This window comes from Denitrificimonas caeni, from assembly GCF_905120345.1.
GTDB classification, from domain to species: Bacteria; Pseudomonadota; Gammaproteobacteria; order Pseudomonadales; family Pseudomonadaceae; genus Denitrificimonas; species Denitrificimonas caeni_A.
On the sequence record NZ_CAJHOA010000008.1, the window covers coordinates 114,525 to 135,814 of the forward strand.

The window sequence follows — 21,290 nt, forward strand, 5'->3', positions numbered from 1 at the left end:
GCGTTTAAAAGTGTGGAAGAGTTAGGGTATGTAATTCTAATGTTTTAGAATAAGCAAAATTAAAAGAACGAGCTAAAATATCAGATATTTTTAGTCTTAGTTTAAGGGATGTATATGAGTTTAAAACGACTTCTATTAGAAATCTCTAATGGCTGGGTAAAAGCTAAAGGTGAGCAGTTCACAGGTCACCCAGTAGCAACATTGCTAAGACGAGATTTAATTTCAACAATTAAAAATAAACTAGATCCCAAAAGTAATTATTTGTTAAAAGCCAGTGCAGGAGCTGGTAATTGGGCAGATGTACCATGGCTTTCAATCCTAAACCCTGCAATAACACTATCCACTCAGTCAGGAATTTATCCGGTCTATTTATTTCGTGCTGATGGCAGTGGTGTTTATTTGTCTTTAGGCTTTGGAGCACATGATCTGAAGAAAAGGTATGGAACAGGGCTAGCGAAGCAAAAAGCAAAAGAGTTGAGAGAAAATATACGCAATTCAGATCCTAGATTAAATAGTTGGGACGATAGAGTCGACCTTCGTTCCAGCACAGCATTAGGTCAATCTTATGAGTGGGCTTCTGCGGGAGCAAGATTTTATCCATTAGAAAACATGCCAGAAGATAGTGTTCTAGTCGCAGATCTAACGGAGCTTTTGGAAATATATAGCAATATTAATGTAGAAACTCCAAAAACAAACAGCCATACGAATTTGTTTACTTATCCGCTCTCCAAGCCCTTCCTCCTCCTAGCCGGCATCTCCGGTACAGGTAAAACCCGTTTTGTCCGCGAGCAGGCCAAAGCCTCAGGCCAATTTAATGAAACTTACTGTTTAGTCTCTGTACGCCCAGATTGGCATGAGCCAAGTGATTTACTCGGTTATATTTCGCGCCTTTCAAATCATGGCCAAGCGGAATATATCACCACCGATGTTTTACAGTTTATTGCCAAAGCATGGCGTGGCATTGCTGATAATGGTTTGAGTATTGAAGTACAGCATATTGATGAGCAAGGTGAGCGCTTGGTTGTCACGGGCGATAGTGATGCGCTTAATGAAGTGCGGCCCTATTGGCTGTGCTTAGATGAAATGAATCTTGCCCCAGTAGAGCAGTATTTTGCTGACTACTTGTCTGTATTAGAAACCCGTGAATGGTGCTGGGATGGCGGTACTTTTACCTACAGTAGCGATGCATTATTAAAACCAGCGATGATTAGTGCTGTGGCAGATACAGACAAGCTGCGTAAAGATTTAGGCTTTGAAGCGGCTGAATATGACGAGCTATGGCAGTTGATATGCGAGCATGGTTTAGCCATTCCATTCAATTTAATGGTTGCCGGCACAGTGAATATGGATGAAACCACCCATGGCTTTTCACGCAAGGTCATTGATCGCGCGTTGAGCTTTGATTTTGGTGAGTTTTTCCCTAATAACTACGTTGAGTTTTTTGAGTCAAACAGTCGTAATAAACAACTCAGTTATCCTATTTGGTCGCAGGCAAAACAAGACGATTTGGCCAATACCTGTGATGCCGATGGTTCACAAACCTTGGCGTTTTTAAGTGCGGTCAATGCGACATTAAAAAACACCCCGTTTGAACTAGCCTACCGCGCGCTTAATGAATTGTTATTGGCTGTGATCAGTAGCCAGCCGCAAGACGAACTGACCTTAAAAGCTGTATGGGATGACTTTATGATGTGTAAAGTGCTTCCGCGCATTGAAGGTGATAGCGATAAGCTCACAACCGTTGATGGGAAAGAGCTTTTAGTAGAACTACAGGCAGTGCTTGCTGTGCAGTTAGTACCGATCTGGGATGCTGACCACATGAATGAGTCAGATAATCAGCGACCCGACTTATATAGGGAAAAGGTAGTGGCTGAGGATGCAACTGAAGATGAGAAAGTGCTGCGTATAGCATGTCGCTCGAAGGGCAAGCTGGCATGGATGAAGAAGCGCTTGGGTAGCGCGATGTTCACAAGTTTCTGGCCGTGATGTTCTGGCTGTAGCGCTAAAAATACAGCGAAGGGAGTGGCGAGGAATGCCAGAGTTAATACGATTACAAACGCCTGATTTTGAGTTCTCAGTTTGGGCTAACGATATCAGCGCACGCGCCAAGGTGTATCAGACTACAGTGGCTAAAAGAGCCAGCTTCATACTTGAGCACGCTCAGAGTGATGCTGAGCCAACACTGGAGTCATCAGAGCCAGCCTATAAGCTGCGCTTTGCTCCAGCGGCTGAACTTGTTGGTATCGCTGTGATTGATGAGCAGGGGGATCACTTTGGGTTTGATAACAGTCTTGAGCCAAGTAATCGCCACGCACAAGCTGATTTGGCTCTGAGTGACAGCGCAGCTGAAAAGTATTCGACCCTGACTTTAAAGGCGCCTGTTTTTTTTGAAAACACCCAATATCAGTTTGAATGGGTATTCTTCGGTGCTGTATCTGATGCGCGCTTGCTACACCGCAGTCAAAGTGTGAGTGAAGCATTTCGTTTTGCGCCAGAATCTACAACTCAGCGCGGCATAATCCCCGCACGTTTAACTGGCACTATTAATACCGGTAATGATGTGGGTTGGATGCGTCTACCACTGTCTTTTGAGTTGGCAGGCAAAACCTATATTCAGCATATTGCTTTTGAAGTACTGCCAACCAAAATGCTGTTGCATCAAGATTTACCAGCCATGTATCAGGCTATTGATACGGTTTATCCGTTATGGCGTTTCAGCTTAGTTGAAAAAACCGAACAGGATGCCGCAACCACTCAGCAGCGCGGCTATTTTCCACTGATGTGGCTGGCTAACTTCGCTGCATTAAGAGAGCGTTTTGAGCAAGGCCTTAAGGTGATCTGCGCTGCACCTCACAGTCGTCTTCAACCGACAGTGGCCCACCTTAAAGCCGTTAAATTAAAAGGCCGCTTACCTCACAGACTCAGTGAGCAGGCAAAACAAGATTTTGCTAATAGCCAATATGACAAACGCTATCGAGTAGAAAAAAACCAATTGAGCGTGGACACGCCAGAAAACCGTTTTATTAAAATGGCAGTTAATCACTGTAAGCGGCAGTTAGCCGAGTTTGAAACCAAGCTGCGCGTAAGTAATCAAGTGCCGGAGCGGCAACGGCTATCAGATTCCTTTTTGAATGAACTGCGCAGCTGGCAGCAGCCGTTGCAAAAAGTGCTCAATCAAAGCTTTTTGAAAGAAGTGGGTGCTTATGGTGGGCTAAAACGTGAGTCGTTGGTGTTGCAACAGAAAACGGGTTACAGCGCTGTTTACCGCGTGTGGCAAGAGCTGAAGTTTTATCTAGATGTACTCGGCAACCAGTCGAGTATTTCAATGAAATCAGTAGCCGAGATTTATGAAGTATGGTGTTTTCTGTGTCTAAAACAGATTTTAGAGGAAAATCTGGGTTTTGATTTGGTGAGCAGTAGTGGGGCTAAGCTGTCGCAAAATGATTTTTTTGAGTATCAGTTAAAGGACGGCTTTGCTGGAGCGTTTCGTTTTAAACGTGCGGATGGGGTTACCGCACGACTTGCTCATGAGCCTAAGTTCACCAAAAAAGGGCGGGCTATACGCTCATATTTGGTCAACCAAGAGCCTGATATTGTCTTAGAGGTCACCTTACCTAAAGTCGGTAGCTTGGGTGAAGAAAAACAATTTATTTGGTTGTTTGATGCAAAATACCGCATTAAAACAGATAAAAATCGCTTTGATAGTAGCGAAGAAAATATCGCTAAAACTGATTACGTTCCAGACGATGCCATCAATCAAATGCACCGTTACCGTGATGCGCTGATTCGAATTACTGATGAGCAGCCTACTATGGCTGGAAAGAAAAGCCGTCCAGTTTTTGGTGCATTTGCTTTATACCCAGGATTTTTTGATCAAATCCAAGAATTTAACCCCTATGCAGATGCGATAGAAGAGGTGGGCATAGGTGCTTTTGCCTTGCTGCCAAGTGCTGATGGCAATACAGGAAACTATTGGTTAGCAGAGTTTCTAAAGGAGCATATTGGTGGCCAAAGTGCAGCTTATAGTTCGATCGAACATAAAGAGTATTTATACGCTCAAGAAGCTGCACGTATTTCTTACCACGGTATGCAGCAAGTACTTTATCCAGATCTGACTATGACTATTGCTGTAGCAGGACAAAGAGGTCGTAGTGCTGATTATTTTAATCGATTTGAGCAGGGCACAGCGCAGTGGTATCACACACCGCAAATGACTTTTTCCAGAGAGTTTAAGCAACATGTGGTCAATGAAATACGCTACTTGGCTCTAGGTGTTACTTCGGAAAGCAACTCACAAACGAAGCAGATTGATAGGCTGTGGCCAGTTAAGCGGGTCGTTTTATTGCCACGTTATGCTTTAAGTGAACTGCAGTCAGGTAAAAAGTCGACTTCGAGTGAGCTTTATTATCTATTTGAACTGGGTCGTCCACTGACTTTACAGCGACCTGTAACTAAGATGCCACACATCCCGATACGCAATACGATGAAGCTCACAACATTAAATAACCTAGAAGCTGTACAGGTATTTAGAGACATCGAAGTGGTGTATAGCGGGGCGCTGGCTTGAATTTGTTAAGCTTAAATAATCTTATTTGGCCTATAAAACTGCGCGATTATGTCAGGTTGATTTTGAAATTTTAATTACATTTAATGCTAGCTATGTTTGAAGAGATCCAAGCGGGAGGGTAAATAAAATGAGACCAGGTCGAAATGAGCTTTGCCCATGTGGTAGCGGTAAGAAATACAAACGGTGCTGCATTGACGCGATCGGCAAGCAGCATGCTGAGATGATCGATGAGATAGCTCAAACATTGTCGATGAGCCCTGATCTCAGTCTTGATGAAATGAATCTAGTGGTGCAGCAGAGAATTACACAAAGCAATAATCGACCGAATGCCGATTTTTGTGGCCTCACTCCGACACAAATGATGAATTGGCTGCATGCCCCTTTTGCTGATCTGGCGCTTGTGACAATCAGTGTACCTGATGAGCTTTCATCCAGTCCTGTGATGCGTTATTTAGCCTTGATTCTGGATGAGGCAATGCAGCAAGGGGGCTCGTTTAAATCTACCAGCAAAGGTAACTTGCCAGTTAAGTTGGTGAAGCAAGCCAGCGCCCTGCTGCCTGAGTTCGAGGTTAATCAGTATCCCACTACTATAAGTATCAGCGAGTTTGCTGGCAGCAATGAAGATAAGTTTAATGCGCTGCATTACGCGCGGATATTGGCTGAGATTGCGGGCATTATTTATCGTAAAAATGGACGTTTCTACGTTAAAAAAACTATGCAAAAGCAGTATCAAACTCACGGCCTGCATGCGTTTTTCCTACCCATGTTGGAGGCTGCGGTAAGCCGGTATAATTGGGCGTATTTTGATTGTTTCGAGCAGGATATTGACCTAAGAACTTTCTGGCTGTTTATGCTCTGGCGTCTACAAACACACGCCTGTCTTGATACCTTATTAGCAGATGTTTGCCGAGCTTTTCCAGACTTGCTTGGTCAGGCTGCAACGGACGAGTACTACTCAGCGCAGGACTTACTGGGAGTTCTTATTGAGTCGCGTTTTATTGGGCGCTTTTTGCAGTTCTGGGGCTTTGTCACAGTTGCCCCTAAAGTGTTTGGTCGGCATCAGGGTACAGTCAGAAAAGTCAATATACAGCCATTGCTGGCAGAGGCTTTTAAGTTTTCGGTATAGCGCTTTTTTAGGATCAAGCGACTCACTCTGTCGCTTGATCCTGTTGTCATCTTTGTTTATTCATCACTCTATATTCTGCACCTGCTCCCTCATTTGCTCGATCAGCACCTTGATATTGACTGCTGCTTGAGTTGAGCGCGGATCAATCGCTTTCGAGCCGAGGGTGTTGGCTTCGCGGTTGAGTTCTTGCATTAGAAAGTCTAAGCGACGGCCAATTGCGCCGCCAGTCTTTAACACGCGGTGCACTTCAGTGATATGCGTAGCGAGGCGATCGAGTTCTTCGGCGACGTCACTTTTTTGCGCGAGTAAAACTAATTCTTGCTCAAGACGCTGCGGATCAATTTCAACTTGCATTTCTTGGCAGCGGCTGAGAATTTTTTGACGTTGCAGTTCCAACATTTGCGGGACTAACTCACGCAGCACGCTGACTTCATTTTGAATCGCGTCGAGGCGTTCGCTGATTAGGCGCGCTAAGTCCGCACCTTCACGCCCACGGCTTTCTTTAAGTTGCTGCAGGGCACTGCTAAATAACTTAATCGCTGCACTATTCAACGCTTGGCTATCAATGGATTGGGTACTGAGGACGCCAGGCCAAGCTAGAACTTCTAATGGATTAAGTGCTGCTGGCTGCTGAATATATTGAGCAACCTGTTGCGCCGCTTGAATCAATTGCTGCGCGCGTTCTGGATTGACTTGTAAGCTCTGTTCGCTGGATGACTCAGTGAGTTTCAGGGTGCATTCGACTTTACCGCGTGAGAGACCATTGCGCAGTGCCTCACGTACGGTTCCTTCAACTTCCCGTAGGGTGTCTGGGAGGCGCAAGTGCGGTTCTAGGTAGCGATGGTTAACCGAGCGTATTTCCCAGCTAAGCGTGCCATACGCAGCGTTTTGCTCAACGCGAGCGAATGCGGTCATGCTATGCACCATGAGGGATCTCCAAATTGAGAGGTATGAATAATGCGCCAATTGTAACGAATATTTCGATGTGTTGTGTTTACAATGCTGATATTGGGGGGATCTATCCCTATAATGTTTTTTCATATTTAGTAAACAGGAATATTCAATGACTCGTCCTAGTGGTCGCGAACTCGATCAACTGCGTCCAGTGCGCATTACCCGTAACTTTACTTGCCATGCTGAAGGCTCTGTATTAGTCGAATTTGGCAATACAAAAGTAATTTGCACGGTGAGTGTAGAGAGCGGTGTACCACGTTTTTTGAAAGGGCAAGGTCAGGGTTGGTTAACCGCAGAATATGGCATGCTACCGCGCGCTACGGGTAGCCGTACACGCCGTGAAGCCAGCAGTGGTAAGCAAGGTGGCCGTACTTTAGAAATCCAGCGTTTGATTGGTCGCTCTTTACGAGCCTCTTTAGATATGACTAAGCTGGGCGAAAATACTCTGTATGTGGATTGCGATGTGATTCAAGCCGATGGCGGCACACGTACCGCATCGATTACCGGTGCGATGGTGGCTCTGGTTGACGCTTTGGCAGTGATGCAAGAACGTAAAATGTTGAAAAATGGCTCGCCACTCAAGCAAATGATTGCTGCGGTATCAGTGGGTATTTATAAAGATTTGCCTGTGCTAGATTTGGATTATCCAGAAGATTCTACTGCTGAAACGGACTTGAACGTGGTGATGACCGACGCGGGTGGTTTTATCGAAGTACAGGGTACGGCTGAAGGTGCACCATTTGGCTCAGAGCAATTAAATGCTATGTTGGCATTGGCTGACAAAGGTGTGCGTGAGCTATTTGCCTTACAGCAGGTTGCATTGCAGAGCGAGTAAGCGTTAATAATAACGACAGGAGAGTGGTAATGGACGAACAACTACCAGTTACCCCAAGCGAGCCCGAATTGAGTGCAGAGGCTAAGCAGTGGGCCATGTTGACCCACTTAGCCGCTTTTGCCGCTTTTTTAATTCCGTTCGGTAATATTATCGGTCCGCTACTGGTTTGGCAGCTGAAGAAAGACCTTGGCCCATTTGTTGAGCAAAATGGCAAAGAAGCGGTGAACTTTCAGATCACTGTCGCGATTGTTTCCTTGGTCTGTATCATGCTGATCTTTGTTGTGATTGGTGCTTTATTGTTGCCAGTACTAGGTTTAGTTTGGCTGATTCTCACCATTATTGCGGGTGTTAAAGCCAATGATGGCGTGGCCTATCGTTATCCACTCACCATTCGTTTTCTTAAGTAACGTCGCTTACTGCAGACTGAATAACACAAAAGAATATTGTCTTGTGTTGTTCAGTCTGAGCTTAGACCGTCAATACCCAGTCGTAATCAACGCTAAAAGGCGCATGCTGGGAGAAGCGTGGTTGTCTTGACAGCTTAGCGCTCCGCACTGTGCGGCGCATGCCTTGCGTCAACAGCTGATAGTCAAAGCGCCAGCCTAGGTTCAGTAGCTCAGCTTGCTCGCTATCTGCCCACCAACTGTATAACTCACCTTCGCGATTGATTTCGCGTAGCGCATCGACATAGCCCATAGTGCCGATGATTTCATCCATCCATGCACGCTCAGGTGATAAAAAGCCAGTTTCTTGCTGGCAATCGCGCCAATGTTTGACGTCGAGCTTATTGTGCGCAATAAATACTGATGAGCAGTAAATATAGTCACGGCGCTTGCGGCGTTGCTTATCAAGATAGCGAGCAAAGTCATCCATAAACTTGAATTTTTGGTTCAGCTCGTCATCACCTTTGTGACCTGAAGGCATCAAGACACTGGCAATACTGACTTTATCAAAATCAGCTTGGATATAACGGCCATAGCGATCAGCTGTTTCAAAACCTAAACTGGTTATAATAGCTTTTGGCTGAATACGTGTGTAAATTGCCACACCGCCTAGCTCTGGCTGCTCGGCATCACACGCGTAACAAAAATAACCATGTAACTGCACCTCTGGCGCTTCCATTTCGTAAGCGCTGGCTCGGGTGTCTTGCAGGCAAATAACATCAGCGTTTTGGACTGCTAACCAGTCAAATAAGCCTTGTTCAATGGCGTTGTGAATCCCGTTCACATTTATACTAATAACCCGCATGGATGGCCCCTAGGAAAATTCTTTGTGTATCATACCGAACGTACTTTAAATTGGCTAAACCCAACGCATTAAGGACCCACCTATGCAAGCATATCAACGTGAGTTTATTCAGTTCGCACTTGAGCGCGGTGTTTTGCGCTTTGGTGAGTTTACCTTGAAGTCAGGACGAGTAAGTCCTTATTTTTTTAATGCGGGGTTGTTTGACTCGGGTTTGGCATTAGCTAAGCTCGGTCGTTTTTATGCACAAGCGCTGGTTGATAGTGGATTGTCGTATGATGTGGTGTTTGGACCTGCTTATAAAGGCATCCCATTGGCCGCGACTACCGCAGTGGCTTTGGCAGAGCATCATCAGCGTGATGTGCCTTGGTGCTTTAACCGTAAAGAAGCAAAAGATCACGGCGAAGGAGGGACATTAGTCGGTGCTCCTTTAGCTGGAAATGTCGTGATTGTGGATGATGTGATCACTGCCGGTACAGCGATTCGTGAAGTGATGCAGATTATTCAAGGAGAAGGCGCACAGGCCGCTGGCGTATTGATTGCCTTAGACCGTCAAGAGCGCGGTACTGGAGCATTATCTGCCATTCAAGAAGTCGAGCGTGATTTCAATATGCCAGTTATCAGCATTGTATCTTTGCAACAAGTGTTAGAATATTTGGCACAGAGTACCGATTTCAAGCAATACTTGCCTGCGGTAGAGCGTTACCGTGAAGACTATGGCATCTAACACTATCTGAAACAGTTGTCAGTATCGTCAAGGAGACACGTGATGCGGTTACGCGGCCCAGTATATTGTTTGTTCGCGCTCGGTGTGTTGACCAGCAGTGCGTCCTATGCGGTTGAGTATTATCGTTATACCGATGAACGTGGTATCACGGTGATTAACCGCCAAGGCGTGCCTCCTGAGTTGATTGGCAACGGCTATGACGTGTTGAGCGAGCGAGGTCGTGTCGTACGCGTGGTGCCACGTGCGCCAACACCTGACGAATATAGAAAAATACAGGCTGAAAAGGAACAAGCCAAAGCCGATCGGCATTTACTCATGCTATACACGCGGGTCGAAGATGTTGATCGTGCACGTGCTCGTAAGGTGGCTGATATCGATGGACAGATCAACATCGCACGCGGTAATTTATTATCGGTCAATAGTTTAAGAGTTGATTTACAGGGTCAAGCGGCCAGTCAAGAGCGCGCTGGACGCGAAGTGTCTGCATCGCTGCTTAAGCAAATTGAAGAGGTGAGTGTTGATCAACAGCGTTTGCAGCAGCAAATCTCGCGATATTTGCAAAGTAAAAAAGACATTGATAGTGCTTTTGCGCGCGACAAAGCGCGTGTGAAAGAACTACTTAAACGTAAGTAAGTCATATTTAATAATTGAGAGGCCTGGATAAATACCGTACTCTTGGCCTTCTTTTAGCAACACGGTTACCCTTTTTCGGATCAGATCCGGACACCTTGGGAGGTTTTTCTTCCCGCCCTTTATGGCGATTAGGTCACGTCTTAACGTGCTTGATCGTAGCTTTAGGCTACCAATATGTAGCCATCTTTCTTCCCTTAGGGGATGCCCCAGTAAGCGGGCTCAGAATGAAGCCTTAAGGCTTTAGGCTGTGCTGAGTCTGCACAGAGTGGAGAATAGCCATGACTCAATCTATAAAAATAATGCCTCTCAGTGATGAGGGTTTTACTAAGAATACACGTTTTCAGGTCTACACTGACCGCCAGTTTGATAAAATTGAACCACTGCAAAAGATGTCTGAGGAACAGCGCTTTGAAATGCGCGTAGTAGCCAGTGTCTTACCGTTTCGCGTTAATCAGTATGTGATTGATGAGCTGATTGACTGGGACAATGTGCCCAATGATCCCATCTTTCAACTGACCTTCCCGCAGCGCGGTATGTTGGAACCTTCTGACTATGATTTGATGGCGCAGGCTCTGCGCGATGGTCTAGGGCGTGCAGAAATCACCCAGCTGGCGCGTGAGATTCAAGGGCGTCTAAACCCGCATCCAGCGGGCCAGCAAGAAATGAACGTGCCCGAACTGGATGGTGAGTTCTTGGAGGGTATGCAGCATAAATACCGTGAGACAGTATTGTTCTTCCCTAGCCAAGGTCAAGTCTGCCACAGCTACTGTACGTTCTGTTTTCGCTGGGCACAGTTTGTTGGCAATAAAGAACTACGTTTTGCCAGTAATGAAGCTGAGTCGTTACACCGCTATTTAGCAGAAGATAAAAACATCACCGACTTATTGATTACCGGTGGTGACCCCATGGTAATGAAAACTCGTCATGTGGTCAGTTACCTTGAGCCGCTGTTAAGCCCTGAGCTTGAACATGTGCAAACCGTACGTATTGGCACTAAAGCACTGACCTTCTGGCCACAGCGCTTTGTTACCGATGATGATGCACAAGAGCTCCTCGATCTGTTTACTCGGTTGGTGGATGCCGGTAAGCATATTGCGATTATGGCGCACTTTAACCATTGGCGCGAAATGGAAACGCCGATTGTGCGTGAAGCGATTCGCCGTATTCGTGCGACCGGTGCAGTGATTCGTGCACAAGCGCCTTTAGTGCAGCATATCAACGATGATCCAGATGTTTGGGTGCGCATGTGGCGTACACAAGTGCGTTTGGGCTTGATTCCGTACTATATGTTTGTTGAGCGTGACACCGGTGCCAAGCGCTACTTTGAAGTGCCTTTGGTGCGAGCGTTTGAGATTTATCGTCAAGCGATCCAGCAAGTGTCTGGTTTAGCCCGTACGGCGCGAGGACCTTCCATGAGTGCCGGTCCAGGTAAAGTTGAAATCCAGAGTATTATGGAAGTCAACGGTGAGAAAGTCTTTGTGCTGCGTTTTATTCAGGGCCGTAATCCTGATTGGGTACAGAGATCCTTCTTTGCTAAGTATGATGAAAATGCCACCTGGTATGACGACCTAGTCCCTGCGTTTGGTGAAGATAAGTTCTTCTTTACTGACGAATACAACGCGATGATTAACAACGCTAGCGCTGAATAAATGATAACGCCCGCTTGTTGAGAGCGGGCGTATCAGGTTTTGTTACTTGTGTTCTGCCTTAATCATTACTAATCAAGGTACCGACACCGCTGTCGGTAAAGATTTCGAGCAAAACTGCATTGGGTACGCGGCCATCAATGATGTGTGCGCTGTTAACCCCACCTTGTACCGCCTCTAACGCACAGCGTATTTTAGGTAGCATGCCGCCGTAAATGGTGCCGTCAGCGATCAATTCGTCGACTTGTACAGTATTAAGGCCGGTTAAAATATTACCTTGCTTATCCATCAGACCGGCAATATTGGTCAGCAAAATTAGCTTTTCTGCCTGTAAGGCTTCGGCCACTTTACCCGCCACTAAATCAGCGTTGATATTGTAGGATTCGCCGTTAGGACCCACACCAATCGGTGCGATCACGGGAATAAAATCACCTTTAACCAGCATGTGCAGTAGATCGGTATTGACGCTTTCTACTTCACCCACTTGGCCAATATCAATGATTTCTGGCTGTTGCATATCGGCACCCTGGTGGGTGACTTTGAGCTTGCGTGCGCGGATTAAGCGCGCATCCTTACCGGTTAAACCAATGGCGCTGCCACCATGGCTGTTGATCAGGTTGACGATATCTTTATTGACCTGACCACCCAACACCATTTCTACCACATCCATGGTTTGTCCGTCAGTGACGCGCATACCTTCGACGAAACGACTTTCAATATTTAAGCGCTTAAGCAAATCAGCAATTTGTGGACCGCCGCCGTGTACCACGACCGGATTGATACCCACCGCTTTCATCAAGACGATGTCGCGGGCAAAGCCAGTTTTGAGTTCTTCGCTTTCCATGGCGTTACCGCCGTATTTGATCACCAGTGTTTTGCCCACAAAACGACGGATATAAGGCAAGGCTTCGGAGAGTACCTCGGCGACATGTACAGCATCAGCACGATTTAAAGTCATCTTGAATAGGTTCCTATCTATTAAAAGGGTATATCGAGGTCAGGCACAATCGCCAGTAACTGTTCACGAAAGAGGGTTTTAATCTGCTCTAAATCCTCAGGTGTTTCGCCTTCAAAGCGCAGCACCAGCATGGGCGTGGTATTGGATGCACGGACTAAGCCCCAGCTTTTTGCGAAGTCGGCGCGTAGGCCATCCAAAATGATAAGACTGGCATCACCCCACAGTCCCTCACGTTGTAGGCGCTCAATGATTTTAAATTTAGTGTCTTCGGTCACTGCAATAGTGATTTCCGGAGTGGATAGATTAACTGGGAATGAGGCGAACACGGCATCAGCGTCACGTGAATCTTTGCTGAGAATCTCGAGCAGGCGCGCAGCACTGTAAATACCATCATCAAAGCCAAACCAGCGTTCTTTAAAGAATACGTGCCCACTCATTTCACCGGCTAATAAGGCTCCAGTTTCTTTCATTTTGGCTTTCATTAAGGAATGGCCGGTTTTCCACATAATGGGATTACCACCATTGTCACTGATCACTGCGGCCAAGCGGCGCGAGCACTTCACATCAAAAATCACATCTGCGCCCGGGTTGCGTGATAAGACATCTTTAGCAAATAGCATCATTAAATGATCAGAAAAAATAATACGACCTGTATTAGTAACAACAGCAACACGGTCAGCATCACCGTCGAAAGCAATGCCAATATCGGCTTTTTCGCTTTTTACCCGAGCGATCAGCGCTTGCAGGTTTTCTGCCTTGCCTGGATCAGGGTGATGATTAGGGAAGGTGCCATCTACATCGCAATACAATGGAATGACTGTGCAACCGAGTGCTTCTAACACCTGCGGACTAATCACGCCACCGACACCGTTACCGCAGTCGACAACCACGCGCATTGGTTTGCCTAAATCAATAGTGTCGCGTATTTGCTTTAGGTAGCGAGGTAGCATCTCAAGGCTTCTAGGGCTGCCTGTACCAGTACTTAGGTCATTATCGATGATGCGCGTATGTAAAGCAGTAATGCGCTCATCAGCGAGCGTTTCGCCAGCGATAACAATTTTAAAACCATTATAGTCTGGCGGATTATGGCTGCCCGTGACCATTACTCCTGAACGCGCCTCAAGCACATTTGTGGCAAAGTACAAGACAGGCGTGGGAACCATTCCGAGATCAGTGACATAACACCCGCAATCCAATAAGCCTTGGATCAGCGCTTGCGTCATATCAGGACCCGATAAACGTCCATCCCGTCCGACAATAACATTGAGCTCACCCTTAGCAAGGCTTTCTGAACCGACTGCTCGGCCAATCCAATAGGCCGTATCAGTGGTCAAGGTCTGACCGACAATGCCACGAATGTCATAGGCGCGGAAAATACTGCGCGGCACATCTTGTGCAGCGGTAACGTTGTTTAATGCTGGCGCGGCTGGATTTAAAGTAAACACATCCGAATCCTCATCCAAGATATCTATATCCAAGACATCTGTCTCTGGAGGTTGATAGGGCGAAGTCGTAGTAATGATGCTGTTGTTAACATGAACAGTATCCAGCGACTCTGGAGTACTTACTGTACTCGATTGCTTTTGTGCTGTTTTCAATTCTTCAGAGTTTTTTATTATCGGTTTAATAGCCTGCTGTAGCGCGGCTAAGTTAAATCTATGAGGTTGAATACTTTTCCCTTGTGTCCAGCCTAAGATGATTTTACTGATGAGCGCTGCATCTGCTTTAAGTTGACGTTGTATGCTCGTGTGCAGCACATACAAGGCGCTAATCATAGATAAGAGCGCAATGATAAGCGCCATCAGTAGTGAGGAGTGGCTTGCCGTCGTGCTCTCAAAAGCGGCTGGCGCGCTAATAACTAAGGCCCAATTCGGGTGTTGCGTGCTAAAAGACTGGCTCTCGGCATTGTTGGGCTGTCTGCCAGATTGATACAAAATTTGTACCGGAGCATTGGCGAACTGTTGCTGGAGTGTGATCTGCATTGGCACGTTAGCAAACAGAGGTAAACCGTCCAGTACGCTGGCCAGATCATAAACCATGAGTAAGCTACCGGCAGAATCAGAGTTGTCGAGTTTGGCTGCGCTGTAGAGTAACCAGCGCGAGCCGATGTGTAAGGCTTCGGGTAAGGGCTGTGGACCATTTTCTGCACGGCGTAGCAGATCGAGTGCGGCAAAATTAATTGGCGCGTCCCGATTAGGATCCTGTAGCGCTTGCCCTAAGGGTTTAAGATAGGCGTCTACAGTGGCTGTGCGATGCAGTAAAGAGCGTTCTGCTTGACGCTTGGCACTGGGTTCATTGATTTGTGCGCTTTGCGCCAAATTAGGATTAGCAGCAGCGCTTTTAGTCTCGTCTTGGATCAATGTAAGGCGTTGGTTAATCGCGGCTGTGTAGGCTGTGCCCCAGGTTGTCATCAGCGCAGTATGTTGTTCGTGCTGTTGAGTCGACTGAGCACGCCAGATCAGCGCGCTGGCCAGCAGCACGCCGATGACCGCCAGTATTAAGCTGGGAATCACATAGCTGATGCTTTGCCTGTGTTTATCTTTCATCTTTGTTGACTGCTCAACGTCTTGCTGATTAGTTTTTTTCCGCTTTACCAGTGACATTGAGCCTCCTGCGACAGGTTACCCTGCTGACTATTGTGCGCGGTTATTGCTTGCCGGTGTGGCCAAAACCACCTTCTGCACGATCGCTTTGGGTAAAGCTGTCGGTAATATCTAATTGAGCCTGAATGACTGGAACTAAAACCAACTGAGCAATGCGATCGCCAGGCTCAATAGTAAATACGCTATCGCCACGGTTCCAGCAGGAAATTTGTAGCTGGCCTTGGTAGTCGGAATCAATCAGGCCGACTAAATTACCTAGCACAATACCGTGTTTATGACCCAGACCTGAGCGCGGTAAAATCATTGCGGCGAGCGCGCTGTCTTCAATATAAATCGCCAAGCCGGTTGGGATCAGTAGCGTTTGTCCTGGCTCAAGCTGGATAGCTTTATCGAGCATGGCGCGTAAATCTAGGCCTGCAGAGCCAGTCGTTGCGTACTCAGGCAAAGGAAACTCTGTACCGAGGCGAGAGTCGAGAATTTGAGCTTGGATACGGCGCATAGTTAAACCTTGTGGATATGGGTGGCAATAAAATCAATTAATTGTCGAGCAATTTTGCTTTTACTGGTTTGCGGGAAAGATGTTTGCTGCTGCTCACGGTCAATCACAGTGATAGCATTTTCATCGCTATTAAAACCAATTGAAGTATTGGCTACATCATTGGCAACGATTAAATCAAGATTTTTATCGCGTAGCTTGCAGGCCGCATATTCGAGTAAGTTATGTGTTTCTGCAGCAAAGCCGACACTAAAAGGGCGGTCAGCACGTTGTGCAAGCGTCGCTAAAATATCTGGATTACGAATCAACTTAAGGGTCATGCCATCAGCGCTATTCGGATCTTTTTTCAGCTTTTTCTCTGCACTGGTTTCTGGACGGTAGTCGGCCACAGCCGCTGCCGCAATTAACACATCGCATGGCATCGCTGCTTCGCAAGCGGCCAGCATATCGCGAGCACTGTTAACATCAATACGTTCGACGCGGTCAGGCGTTACTAAGTGTACAGGACCGCTAACTAAGGTGACGCGAGCTCCCGCTTCGGCGGCTGCTTCGGCAAGGCTAAAACCCATTTTTCCAGAACTATGGTTGGTGATATAGCGTACTGGATCAATATCTTCACGGGTCGGGCCGGCAGTGATCAAAATGTGCTTGCCAGTCAGTGCTTTGTGAGCAAATAAATCCGCTGCATTTTGCGCCAGTAATTCGGGCTCAAGCATACGACCTAAGCCAATATCACCACAGGCTTGTATGCCTGAGCTGGGGCCTAATAGCTTAAAACCTCGTTGATTGAGGATCTCTGCATTGGTTTGCGTAGCGCTATCTGCCCACATGGCTTGGTTCATCGCCGGCGCTAATGCAATCGGTGCGTCCGTGGCTAAAACTAAAGTGGTTAACAGGTCATTAGCTGAGCCTTGCACTAACCGTGACATCAAATCAGCAGTGCAGGGTGCTATCAGTACTAAGTCGGCCCAGCGAGCCAGCTCAATATGGCCCATACCTGCTTCGGCTTGAGGGTCGAGTAAGTCGGTATGCACAGGGTTGCCAGACAAGGCTTGCAATGTCAGTGGGGTAATAAATTCGCGAGCGCCTCGCGTCATTACCACGTGCACCTCAGCGCCTAAATCGCGCAAGCGACGCACTAATTCTGCACTTTTATAGGCAGCAATGCCGCCGCCAATACCAACAATTATGCGTTTTTGAAACAGCCTTTGCATGGAGTTGCCTGTTGTCTAGAGTGAGGTTTGAAAACAAGAAAGTAGCCAATCTGAAAATCTTGTCTAAGATAACATAGCCGATGTTGGAGAGGCAGTGGCTGGTCCATAAGGATTAAAGCAGCGCAGGAAGCATTATGCGCGGATTAGATGAGAAGGAGTTCGTTTATGAGTCTGCAAAGTTGGCCTATCAGTGAAAGGCCGCGAGAGCGTTTGTTGGAGTATGGCGCCGGAGTTTTATCCGACGCTGAGTTACTCGCTATTTTTTTACGTACCGGAGTGCAAGGGCGTAATGCTGTCGATCTGGCGCGTGATTTGTTAACTGAGTTTGGCGGCTTGCGTCAGCTATTGGATGCGGATCAAGCCAGCTTTACCAGTCATTTAGGTCTGGGGCCGGCAAAATACTCGCAGTTGCAAGCGGTGCTGGAAATGGGGCGGCGGCATTTGGCGGCGAATATTCAGCGTGATTCCGCGCTAGAAAGCCCGCAAGCGGTGCGCGATTTCCTCAAAGCTAAATTACGTCATGAACTACATGAAGTATTTGCTTGCTTGTTTCTTGATACCAAACATCGAGTATTGGCGTTTGAGGTGCTATTTTACGGTACGATAGATGGTGCCAGTGTCTATCCACGGCAGGTGGTGAAACGGGCTCTGGCCAATAATGCTGCTGCATTAATTTTGACCCACAATCATCCCAGTGGCGTTGCCGAGCCGAGTCAGGCAGATAAGGTTTTGACTGAACGCCTAAAAGAGGCGCTAGCACTGGTTGATGTGCGAGTTTTAGATCATTTTATTGTCGGTGATGGTGAGCCATTATCTATGGTTGAAAACGGCTGGATGTGATCGAATCAGTCATCGAGTTACTGTATTAATAAATTAAGTTTCCTTGATTCGTCTGTAGGTTTCTGCTATAAAGCACGGCTCGATTCTAAGAGAACCAGTTTTGCACTTTATTTTGTGCGGCTGTTGTTCCTTAGCAAAGTCTGGGTAATAATATGCAGGTTATAAAAACCATCATGTTTTTAACGACCTACGAATCCAATTACGTTTTAAAGCAGCCAACCCATGCTGGGTTGAGCATGTGGTTTATGAGGGCTGAGATATGTCAAAAGTTTGTCAAGTAACCGGTAAGGGTCCGGTTACAGGGAATAAAATTTCCCACGCCAACAACAAAACCCGTCGCCGTTTCCTGCCAAACTTGCAGCATCACCGTTTTTGGGTAGAAACCGAAAACCGTTTTGTGCGTTTACGTTTATCTGCAAAAGGCATGCGCGTGATTGATAAGCGCGGAATCGATACAGTACTGGCTGAGCTTCGTGCTCGCGGCCTAAAAGTTTAAGGAAAGCATCATGCGTGATTTAATCCGTTTAGTGTCAAGTGCTGGTACCGGTCACTTTTACACTACAGATAAGAACAAGCGTACTACGCCTGATAAATTGGAAATCAAAAAATTTGATCCAGTTATCCGTAAACACGTGATTTACAAAGAAGGCAAAATCAAGTAATTGATTGCTCCTTCTGCGTATAAAAAACCCGCTTTATGCGGGTTTTTTATTGCCTAAAATTACTAGACTAGCTTTAAGCCTTTGCATAATGTAGGTTTGTGTTTTTAGTGTTTATATCAGCTGATTGTCGCTTTTTCAGTGCTGATTACAACGCTTACTCATTTATTTTAAGCACGCCTTGTCCGTATACTGTATGCGGTTGATAACAATAGTTGGAGCAAAAGATGCTATTACGTGGGCTGAGTTGGTTGGTGGCGTTCCAGTTAGCTGGAACAGCGCTTAACGTGCTTTTTTTTCCAGTCATACCAGGTCCTATCATTGGCTTAGTGTTGCTATTTATCTACCTTATGCTGCGTGGCGGCGTGAATGAGTCACTCAATGAAGCTGCAGCAAGCTTACTGCGCTATTTACCTTTGCTATTAGTGCCGCCGGCGATTGGGGTGATGGCGCACATGGATGATATTAAAGCAGACTTCTGGGCCATTATCGGAGCGTTGGTTATTTCGCTCTTAGTGTCCATGGTGTTTATTGGCTGGCTGATGCAAACGCTGATTAATCGCCAAGCGCGTAACAAGGGTAAGTTATGACTGTTGAATGGCAAGCTGCGCTTGATGCGGTGATCCAACATCCGTTATTTTTTGTTGGTTTAACCTTAGGTGTCTATCAACTGGCTGTGGCCGCTTATGAGAAGACGCGTTGGATCATCTTGCAGCCGCTCTTGATCTCAATGGTGGTTTTGATCGCTGTGCTGTTGGCGTTGGATATTGATTACGTTAACTATAAGCAGGGCACACAGCTGTTAACTTTGATTTTAGGGCCTGCGACTGTAGCGTTGGCGGTACCGCTTTATTTAAATGTGCGGCGAGTGCGCCAAGTCTTATGGCCGACGTTAATTACGTTGTTTGTCGGAGGCTTATTTGCCACTGTGTTAGGCGTGGCGTTGGCTTGGGCGTTTGGTGCGGAAACGATGATTTTAAAAACTATCGCACCAAAGTCGGTGACCTCTCCGATTGCCATGCTGGTAGCAGAAGAAATGGGTGGTTCGGCTTCGCTGGCTGCCGTTTTTGTGATGATTACTGGGATCTTGGGTGCGATGATTGGTGTTGAATTACTGCGTGTCTTTCGTATCACTAACACGGCTGCACAAGGTATGGCCTTAGGCATTATTGCTCACGGAATTGGTACGGCGCGTGCTTTACAAGAAAGTGAAGAGTCTGGCGCCTTTGCTGCATTAGCGATGAGTGTAATGGGTGTATTGACGGCCGTGCTAATGCCGCTGGCTGTCGCGCTGATTGCTTAAGGTTTGGCATGTTATGATTGGCAAAAATTTTCTAAGGTTGAAGATATTATGAAATCACCATTGCCCGCGTTTACCCAAGCCCCTGTGTTGGTGGTGGGTGATGTCATGCTGGACCGCTACTGGTACGGCAGCACGACGCGCATTTCTCCCGAGGCGCCGGTGCCTGTGGTTAAAGTCACGCGTACCGAAGATCGCCCAGGTGGCGCAGCAAACGTGGCGTTGAATATTGCGGCCTTGGGTGCGCCGGTGCAGTTGATTGGTGTTACCGGTGCCGATGAGGCCGCTGCGGCACTGACCGAGCAATTGCACTCAGTTGGGGTGCAGACGCATTTTCAACGTATTGTCGGCCAGCCCACTATCGTTAAGCTGCGCGCCATGAGCCGTCAGCAGCAATTATTACGCATGGATTTTGAAGACACTTTTAACACTGATGCCGCAGCATTATTAGCCACGGTAGAAAGTGTTCTCGATAGCGTCAAAGTGATGGTGTTGTCTGATTATGGCAAAGGCTCGTTGCTTAATCATCAGGCGCTATTGCAGGCGGCGAAACAGCGTGGTGTTGCGGTTTTAGCTGATCCTAAAGGCACAGACTTTTCAATTTATCGTGGCGCGACGTTACTCACACCTAATCTGGCTGAGTTTGAAGCCGTCGTCGGGCATTGCGCTGATGAAGCACAATTAATGCAGCGCGGCACAGCGATGTTGCAAGAACTTGAGCTAGACGCTTTGTTGATTACCCGTGGCGAGCAGGGCATGACGTTGTTACGCAATGGCGTAGCAGCGGTGCATTTGCCGGCACGTGCGCGCGAAGTGTTTGATGTCACCGGTGCTGGGGATACGGTGATCTCGACCATGGCTGCAGTGTTGGCCGCAGGTGAAAGCTTGCCACACGCGATGACCTTAGCCAATTTAGCCGCAGGTATTGTCGTGGGTAAACTGGGTACGGCAACCATCAGCGCACCTGAGTTACGCCGCGCTTTACAGCGTGAGGCAGGTGCTGAGCGCGGTGTGTTGAGCTTACAACAGCTGCAAGCTGCGGTTGATGATGCCCGCGCGCAAGGTGAGCGTGTGGTATTTACCAATGGTTGTTTTGATATTTTGCATGCCGGCCATGTCAGCTATTTAGAGCAAGCCCGCGAGCAAGGTGATCGTTTGATTGTTGCGGTCAATGGTGATGCTTCGGTCACCCGCCTGAAAGGCCCAGGCCGTCCGATTAACTCAGTGGATCGCCGTATGGCAGTGTTAGCCGGCTTAGGTGCAGTGGACTGGGTAGTGAGCTTTACTGAAGACACTCCAGAAAGCCTAATTACCCTGCTGCAACCCGACATCTTAGTCAAAGGCGGCGATTACGGTGTGGATCAAGTAGTCGGTGCAGAGTTGGTCTATGCCTATGGTGGCGAGGTTCGCGTGCTGGGCTTAGTAGAAAACAGCTCAACCACCGCCATCGTCGAGAAAATTCGCAGCAAGTAAGTCGCTGCACAATA

20 protein-coding genes are annotated in these 21,290 nt (G+C 47.2%); 14 read left to right on the forward strand and 6 right to left on the reverse strand.

Annotation, left to right across the window (positions count from 1 at the left end):
• Positions 1-114: 114 nt before the first annotated feature.
• The 3 genes from JYJ62_RS14175 to JYJ62_RS14185 all read left to right on the forward strand — a co-directional run bounded on the left by JYJ62_RS14175 (position 115) and on the right by JYJ62_RS14185 (position 5,693).
• Positions 115-1,986 carry an MrcB family domain-containing protein gene (locus JYJ62_RS14175; protein ID WP_205342881.1) on the forward strand — a complete coding sequence of 624 codons (1,872 nt, stop codon included), beginning with the start codon at positions 115-117 and terminating at the stop codon, positions 1,984-1,986.
• Positions 1,987-2,032: 46 nt separating this feature from the next.
• Positions 2,033-4,567, forward strand: a complete 2,535-nt coding sequence (locus JYJ62_RS14180; RefSeq protein ID WP_205342882.1) for a restriction endonuclease-like protein — start codon at positions 2,033-2,035, stop codon at positions 4,565-4,567.
• A gap of 127 nt (positions 4,568-4,694) precedes the next feature.
• Positions 4,695-5,693, forward strand: a complete 999-nt coding sequence (locus tag JYJ62_RS14185; RefSeq protein WP_205342883.1) for a YecA family protein — start codon at positions 4,695-4,697, stop codon at positions 5,691-5,693.
• Positions 5,694-5,756: 63 nt separating this feature from the next.
• On the opposite strand, the gene JYJ62_RS14190 is transcribed toward JYJ62_RS14185, so the two are convergent.
• A complete protein-coding gene (locus JYJ62_RS14190) occupies positions 5,757-6,620 on the reverse strand; it encodes a YicC/YloC family endoribonuclease (RefSeq protein WP_205342884.1) in 864 nt (287 codons plus the stop codon).
• 136 nt (positions 6,621-6,756) lie between these two features.
• Between JYJ62_RS14190 and rph the strand changes: the two genes are divergently transcribed.
• Together rph and JYJ62_RS14200 are read left to right on the forward strand one after the other, a co-directional pair.
• On the forward strand, positions 6,757-7,482 hold the full coding sequence (gene rph / locus JYJ62_RS14195; protein WP_205342885.1) for a ribonuclease PH: 726 nt from the start codon (positions 6,757-6,759) through the stop codon (positions 7,480-7,482).
• A 29-nt stretch (positions 7,483-7,511) separates the two neighbouring features.
• Positions 7,512-7,889, forward strand: a complete 378-nt coding sequence (locus JYJ62_RS14200) for a DUF4870 domain-containing protein (RefSeq protein ID WP_205342886.1) — start codon at positions 7,512-7,514, stop codon at positions 7,887-7,889.
• A 61-nt stretch (positions 7,890-7,950) separates the two neighbouring features.
• Here JYJ62_RS14200 and JYJ62_RS14205 read toward each other — a convergent pair whose 3' ends face one another.
• The gene (locus JYJ62_RS14205) at positions 7,951-8,730 is read right to left on the reverse strand and encodes an exodeoxyribonuclease III (RefSeq protein ID WP_205342887.1); all 780 of its coding nucleotides are present in this window, start codon (positions 8,728-8,730) and stop codon (positions 7,951-7,953) included.
• Positions 8,731-8,812: 82 nt separating this feature from the next.
• Between JYJ62_RS14205 and pyrE the strand changes: the two genes are divergently transcribed.
• The 3 genes from pyrE (at position 8,813) to JYJ62_RS14220 (ending at position 11,736) form a co-directional block, all read left to right on the forward strand.
• Positions 8,813-9,454 carry an orotate phosphoribosyltransferase gene (gene pyrE / locus JYJ62_RS14210; RefSeq protein ID WP_205342888.1) on the forward strand — a complete coding sequence of 214 codons (642 nt, stop codon included), beginning with the start codon at positions 8,813-8,815 and terminating at the stop codon, positions 9,452-9,454.
• Positions 9,455-9,496: 42 nt separating this feature from the next.
• Positions 9,497-10,087 carry a DUF4124 domain-containing protein gene (locus tag JYJ62_RS14215; protein WP_205342929.1) on the forward strand — a complete coding sequence of 197 codons (591 nt, stop codon included), beginning with the start codon at positions 9,497-9,499 and terminating at the stop codon, positions 10,085-10,087.
• 278 nt (positions 10,088-10,365) lie between these two features.
• A complete protein-coding gene (locus JYJ62_RS14220; RefSeq protein WP_232365810.1) occupies positions 10,366-11,736 on the forward strand; it encodes a KamA family radical SAM protein in 1,371 nt (456 codons plus the stop codon).
• A gap of 58 nt (positions 11,737-11,794) precedes the next feature.
• On the opposite strand, the gene argB is transcribed toward JYJ62_RS14220, so the two are convergent.
• The 4 genes from argB to coaBC form a co-directional block, all read right to left on the reverse strand.
• A complete protein-coding gene (gene argB, locus JYJ62_RS14225) occupies positions 11,795-12,691 on the reverse strand; it encodes an acetylglutamate kinase (RefSeq protein ID WP_205342889.1) in 897 nt (298 codons plus the stop codon).
• A gap of 20 nt (positions 12,692-12,711) precedes the next feature.
• Positions 12,712-14,136 (reverse strand): phosphomannomutase/phosphoglucomutase, encoded by a 1,425-nt coding sequence (locus JYJ62_RS15845; protein ID WP_420042851.1) that lies wholly within the window; start codon positions 14,134-14,136, stop codon positions 12,712-12,714.
• 1,201 nt (positions 14,137-15,337) lie between these two features.
• On the reverse strand, positions 15,338-15,793 hold the full coding sequence (gene dut, locus JYJ62_RS14235) for a dUTP diphosphatase (protein ID WP_205342891.1): 456 nt from the start codon (positions 15,791-15,793) through the stop codon (positions 15,338-15,340).
• Positions 15,794-15,795: 2 nt separating this feature from the next.
• A complete protein-coding gene (gene coaBC / locus JYJ62_RS14240; protein ID WP_205342892.1) occupies positions 15,796-17,004 on the reverse strand; it encodes a bifunctional phosphopantothenoylcysteine decarboxylase/phosphopantothenate--cysteine ligase CoaBC in 1,209 nt (402 codons plus the stop codon).
• 165 nt (positions 17,005-17,169) lie between these two features.
• Between coaBC and radC the strand changes: the two genes are divergently transcribed.
• The 6 genes from radC (at position 17,170) to hldE (ending at position 21,276) form a co-directional block, all read left to right on the forward strand.
• Positions 17,170-17,844 carry a RadC family protein gene (radC, locus tag JYJ62_RS14245; protein ID WP_205342893.1) on the forward strand — a complete coding sequence of 225 codons (675 nt, stop codon included), beginning with the start codon at positions 17,170-17,172 and terminating at the stop codon, positions 17,842-17,844.
• 259 nt (positions 17,845-18,103) lie between these two features.
• Complete coding sequence (gene rpmB / locus JYJ62_RS14250; RefSeq protein ID WP_205342894.1) at positions 18,104-18,340, forward strand: 50S ribosomal protein L28; 237 nt, start codon at positions 18,104-18,106, stop codon at positions 18,338-18,340.
• 10 nt (positions 18,341-18,350) lie between these two features.
• Positions 18,351-18,506 (forward strand): 50S ribosomal protein L33, encoded by a 156-nt coding sequence (gene rpmG, locus JYJ62_RS14255; RefSeq protein ID WP_151185510.1) that lies wholly within the window; start codon positions 18,351-18,353, stop codon positions 18,504-18,506.
• Positions 18,507-18,730: 224 nt separating this feature from the next.
• Positions 18,731-19,093 carry a CidA/LrgA family protein gene (locus tag JYJ62_RS14260; protein WP_205342895.1) on the forward strand — a complete coding sequence of 121 codons (363 nt, stop codon included), beginning with the start codon at positions 18,731-18,733 and terminating at the stop codon, positions 19,091-19,093.
• Positions 19,090-19,806 carry an LrgB family protein gene (locus JYJ62_RS14265; protein ID WP_205342896.1) on the forward strand — a complete coding sequence of 239 codons (717 nt, stop codon included), beginning with the start codon at positions 19,090-19,092 and terminating at the stop codon, positions 19,804-19,806. The genes JYJ62_RS14260 and JYJ62_RS14265 overlap by 4 nt, the downstream gene beginning before the upstream one ends.
• Before the next feature lie 48 nt (positions 19,807-19,854).
• Positions 19,855-21,276 (forward strand): bifunctional D-glycero-beta-D-manno-heptose-7-phosphate kinase/D-glycero-beta-D-manno-heptose 1-phosphate adenylyltransferase HldE, encoded by a 1,422-nt coding sequence (hldE, locus tag JYJ62_RS14270; protein WP_205342897.1) that lies wholly within the window; start codon positions 19,855-19,857, stop codon positions 21,274-21,276.
• Positions 21,277-21,290 lie beyond the last annotated feature (14 nt).

Bases quoted from the DNA above. Each gene is read 5' to 3' on its own strand.
- JYJ62_RS14190 (WP_205342884.1), bottom strand. From the start codon at position 6,620: ATGGTGCATAGCATGACCGCATTCGCTCGCGTTGAGCAAAACGCTGCG.
- hldE (WP_205342897.1), top strand. From the start codon at position 19,855: ATGAAATCACCATTGCCCGCGTTTACCCAAGCCCCTGTGTTGGTGGTG.
- dut (WP_205342891.1), bottom strand. From the start codon at position 15,793: ATGCGCCGTATCCAAGCTCAAATTCTCGACTCTCGCCTCGGTACAGAG.
- JYJ62_RS14175 (WP_205342881.1), top strand. From the start codon at position 115: ATGAGTTTAAAACGACTTCTATTAGAAATCTCTAATGGCTGGGTAAAA.
- argB (WP_205342889.1), bottom strand. From the start codon at position 12,691: ATGACTTTAAATCGTGCTGATGCTGTACATGTCGCCGAGGTACTCTCC.
- radC (WP_205342893.1), top strand. From the start codon at position 17,170: ATGAGTCTGCAAAGTTGGCCTATCAGTGAAAGGCCGCGAGAGCGTTTG.
- rph (WP_205342885.1), top strand. From the start codon at position 6,757: ATGACTCGTCCTAGTGGTCGCGAACTCGATCAACTGCGTCCAGTGCGC.
- JYJ62_RS14215 (WP_205342929.1), top strand. From the start codon at position 9,497: ATGCGGTTACGCGGCCCAGTATATTGTTTGTTCGCGCTCGGTGTGTTG.
- JYJ62_RS14180 (WP_205342882.1), top strand. From the start codon at position 2,033: ATGCCAGAGTTAATACGATTACAAACGCCTGATTTTGAGTTCTCAGTT.
- JYJ62_RS14220 (WP_232365810.1), top strand. From the start codon at position 10,366: ATGACTCAATCTATAAAAATAATGCCTCTCAGTGATGAGGGTTTTACT.
- rpmB (WP_205342894.1), top strand. From the start codon at position 18,104: ATGTCAAAAGTTTGTCAAGTAACCGGTAAGGGTCCGGTTACAGGGAAT.
- coaBC (WP_205342892.1), bottom strand. From the start codon at position 17,004: ATGCAAAGGCTGTTTCAAAAACGCATAATTGTTGGTATTGGCGGCGGC.
- pyrE (WP_205342888.1), top strand. From the start codon at position 8,813: ATGCAAGCATATCAACGTGAGTTTATTCAGTTCGCACTTGAGCGCGGT.
- JYJ62_RS14205 (WP_205342887.1), bottom strand. From the start codon at position 8,730: ATGCGGGTTATTAGTATAAATGTGAACGGGATTCACAACGCCATTGAA.
- JYJ62_RS14185 (WP_205342883.1), top strand. From the start codon at position 4,695: ATGAGACCAGGTCGAAATGAGCTTTGCCCATGTGGTAGCGGTAAGAAA.
- rpmG (WP_151185510.1), top strand. From the start codon at position 18,351: ATGCGTGATTTAATCCGTTTAGTGTCAAGTGCTGGTACCGGTCACTTT.
- JYJ62_RS14260 (WP_205342895.1), top strand. From the start codon at position 18,731: ATGCTATTACGTGGGCTGAGTTGGTTGGTGGCGTTCCAGTTAGCTGGA.
- JYJ62_RS14200 (WP_205342886.1), top strand. From the start codon at position 7,512: ATGGACGAACAACTACCAGTTACCCCAAGCGAGCCCGAATTGAGTGCA.
- JYJ62_RS14265 (WP_205342896.1), top strand. From the start codon at position 19,090: ATGACTGTTGAATGGCAAGCTGCGCTTGATGCGGTGATCCAACATCCG.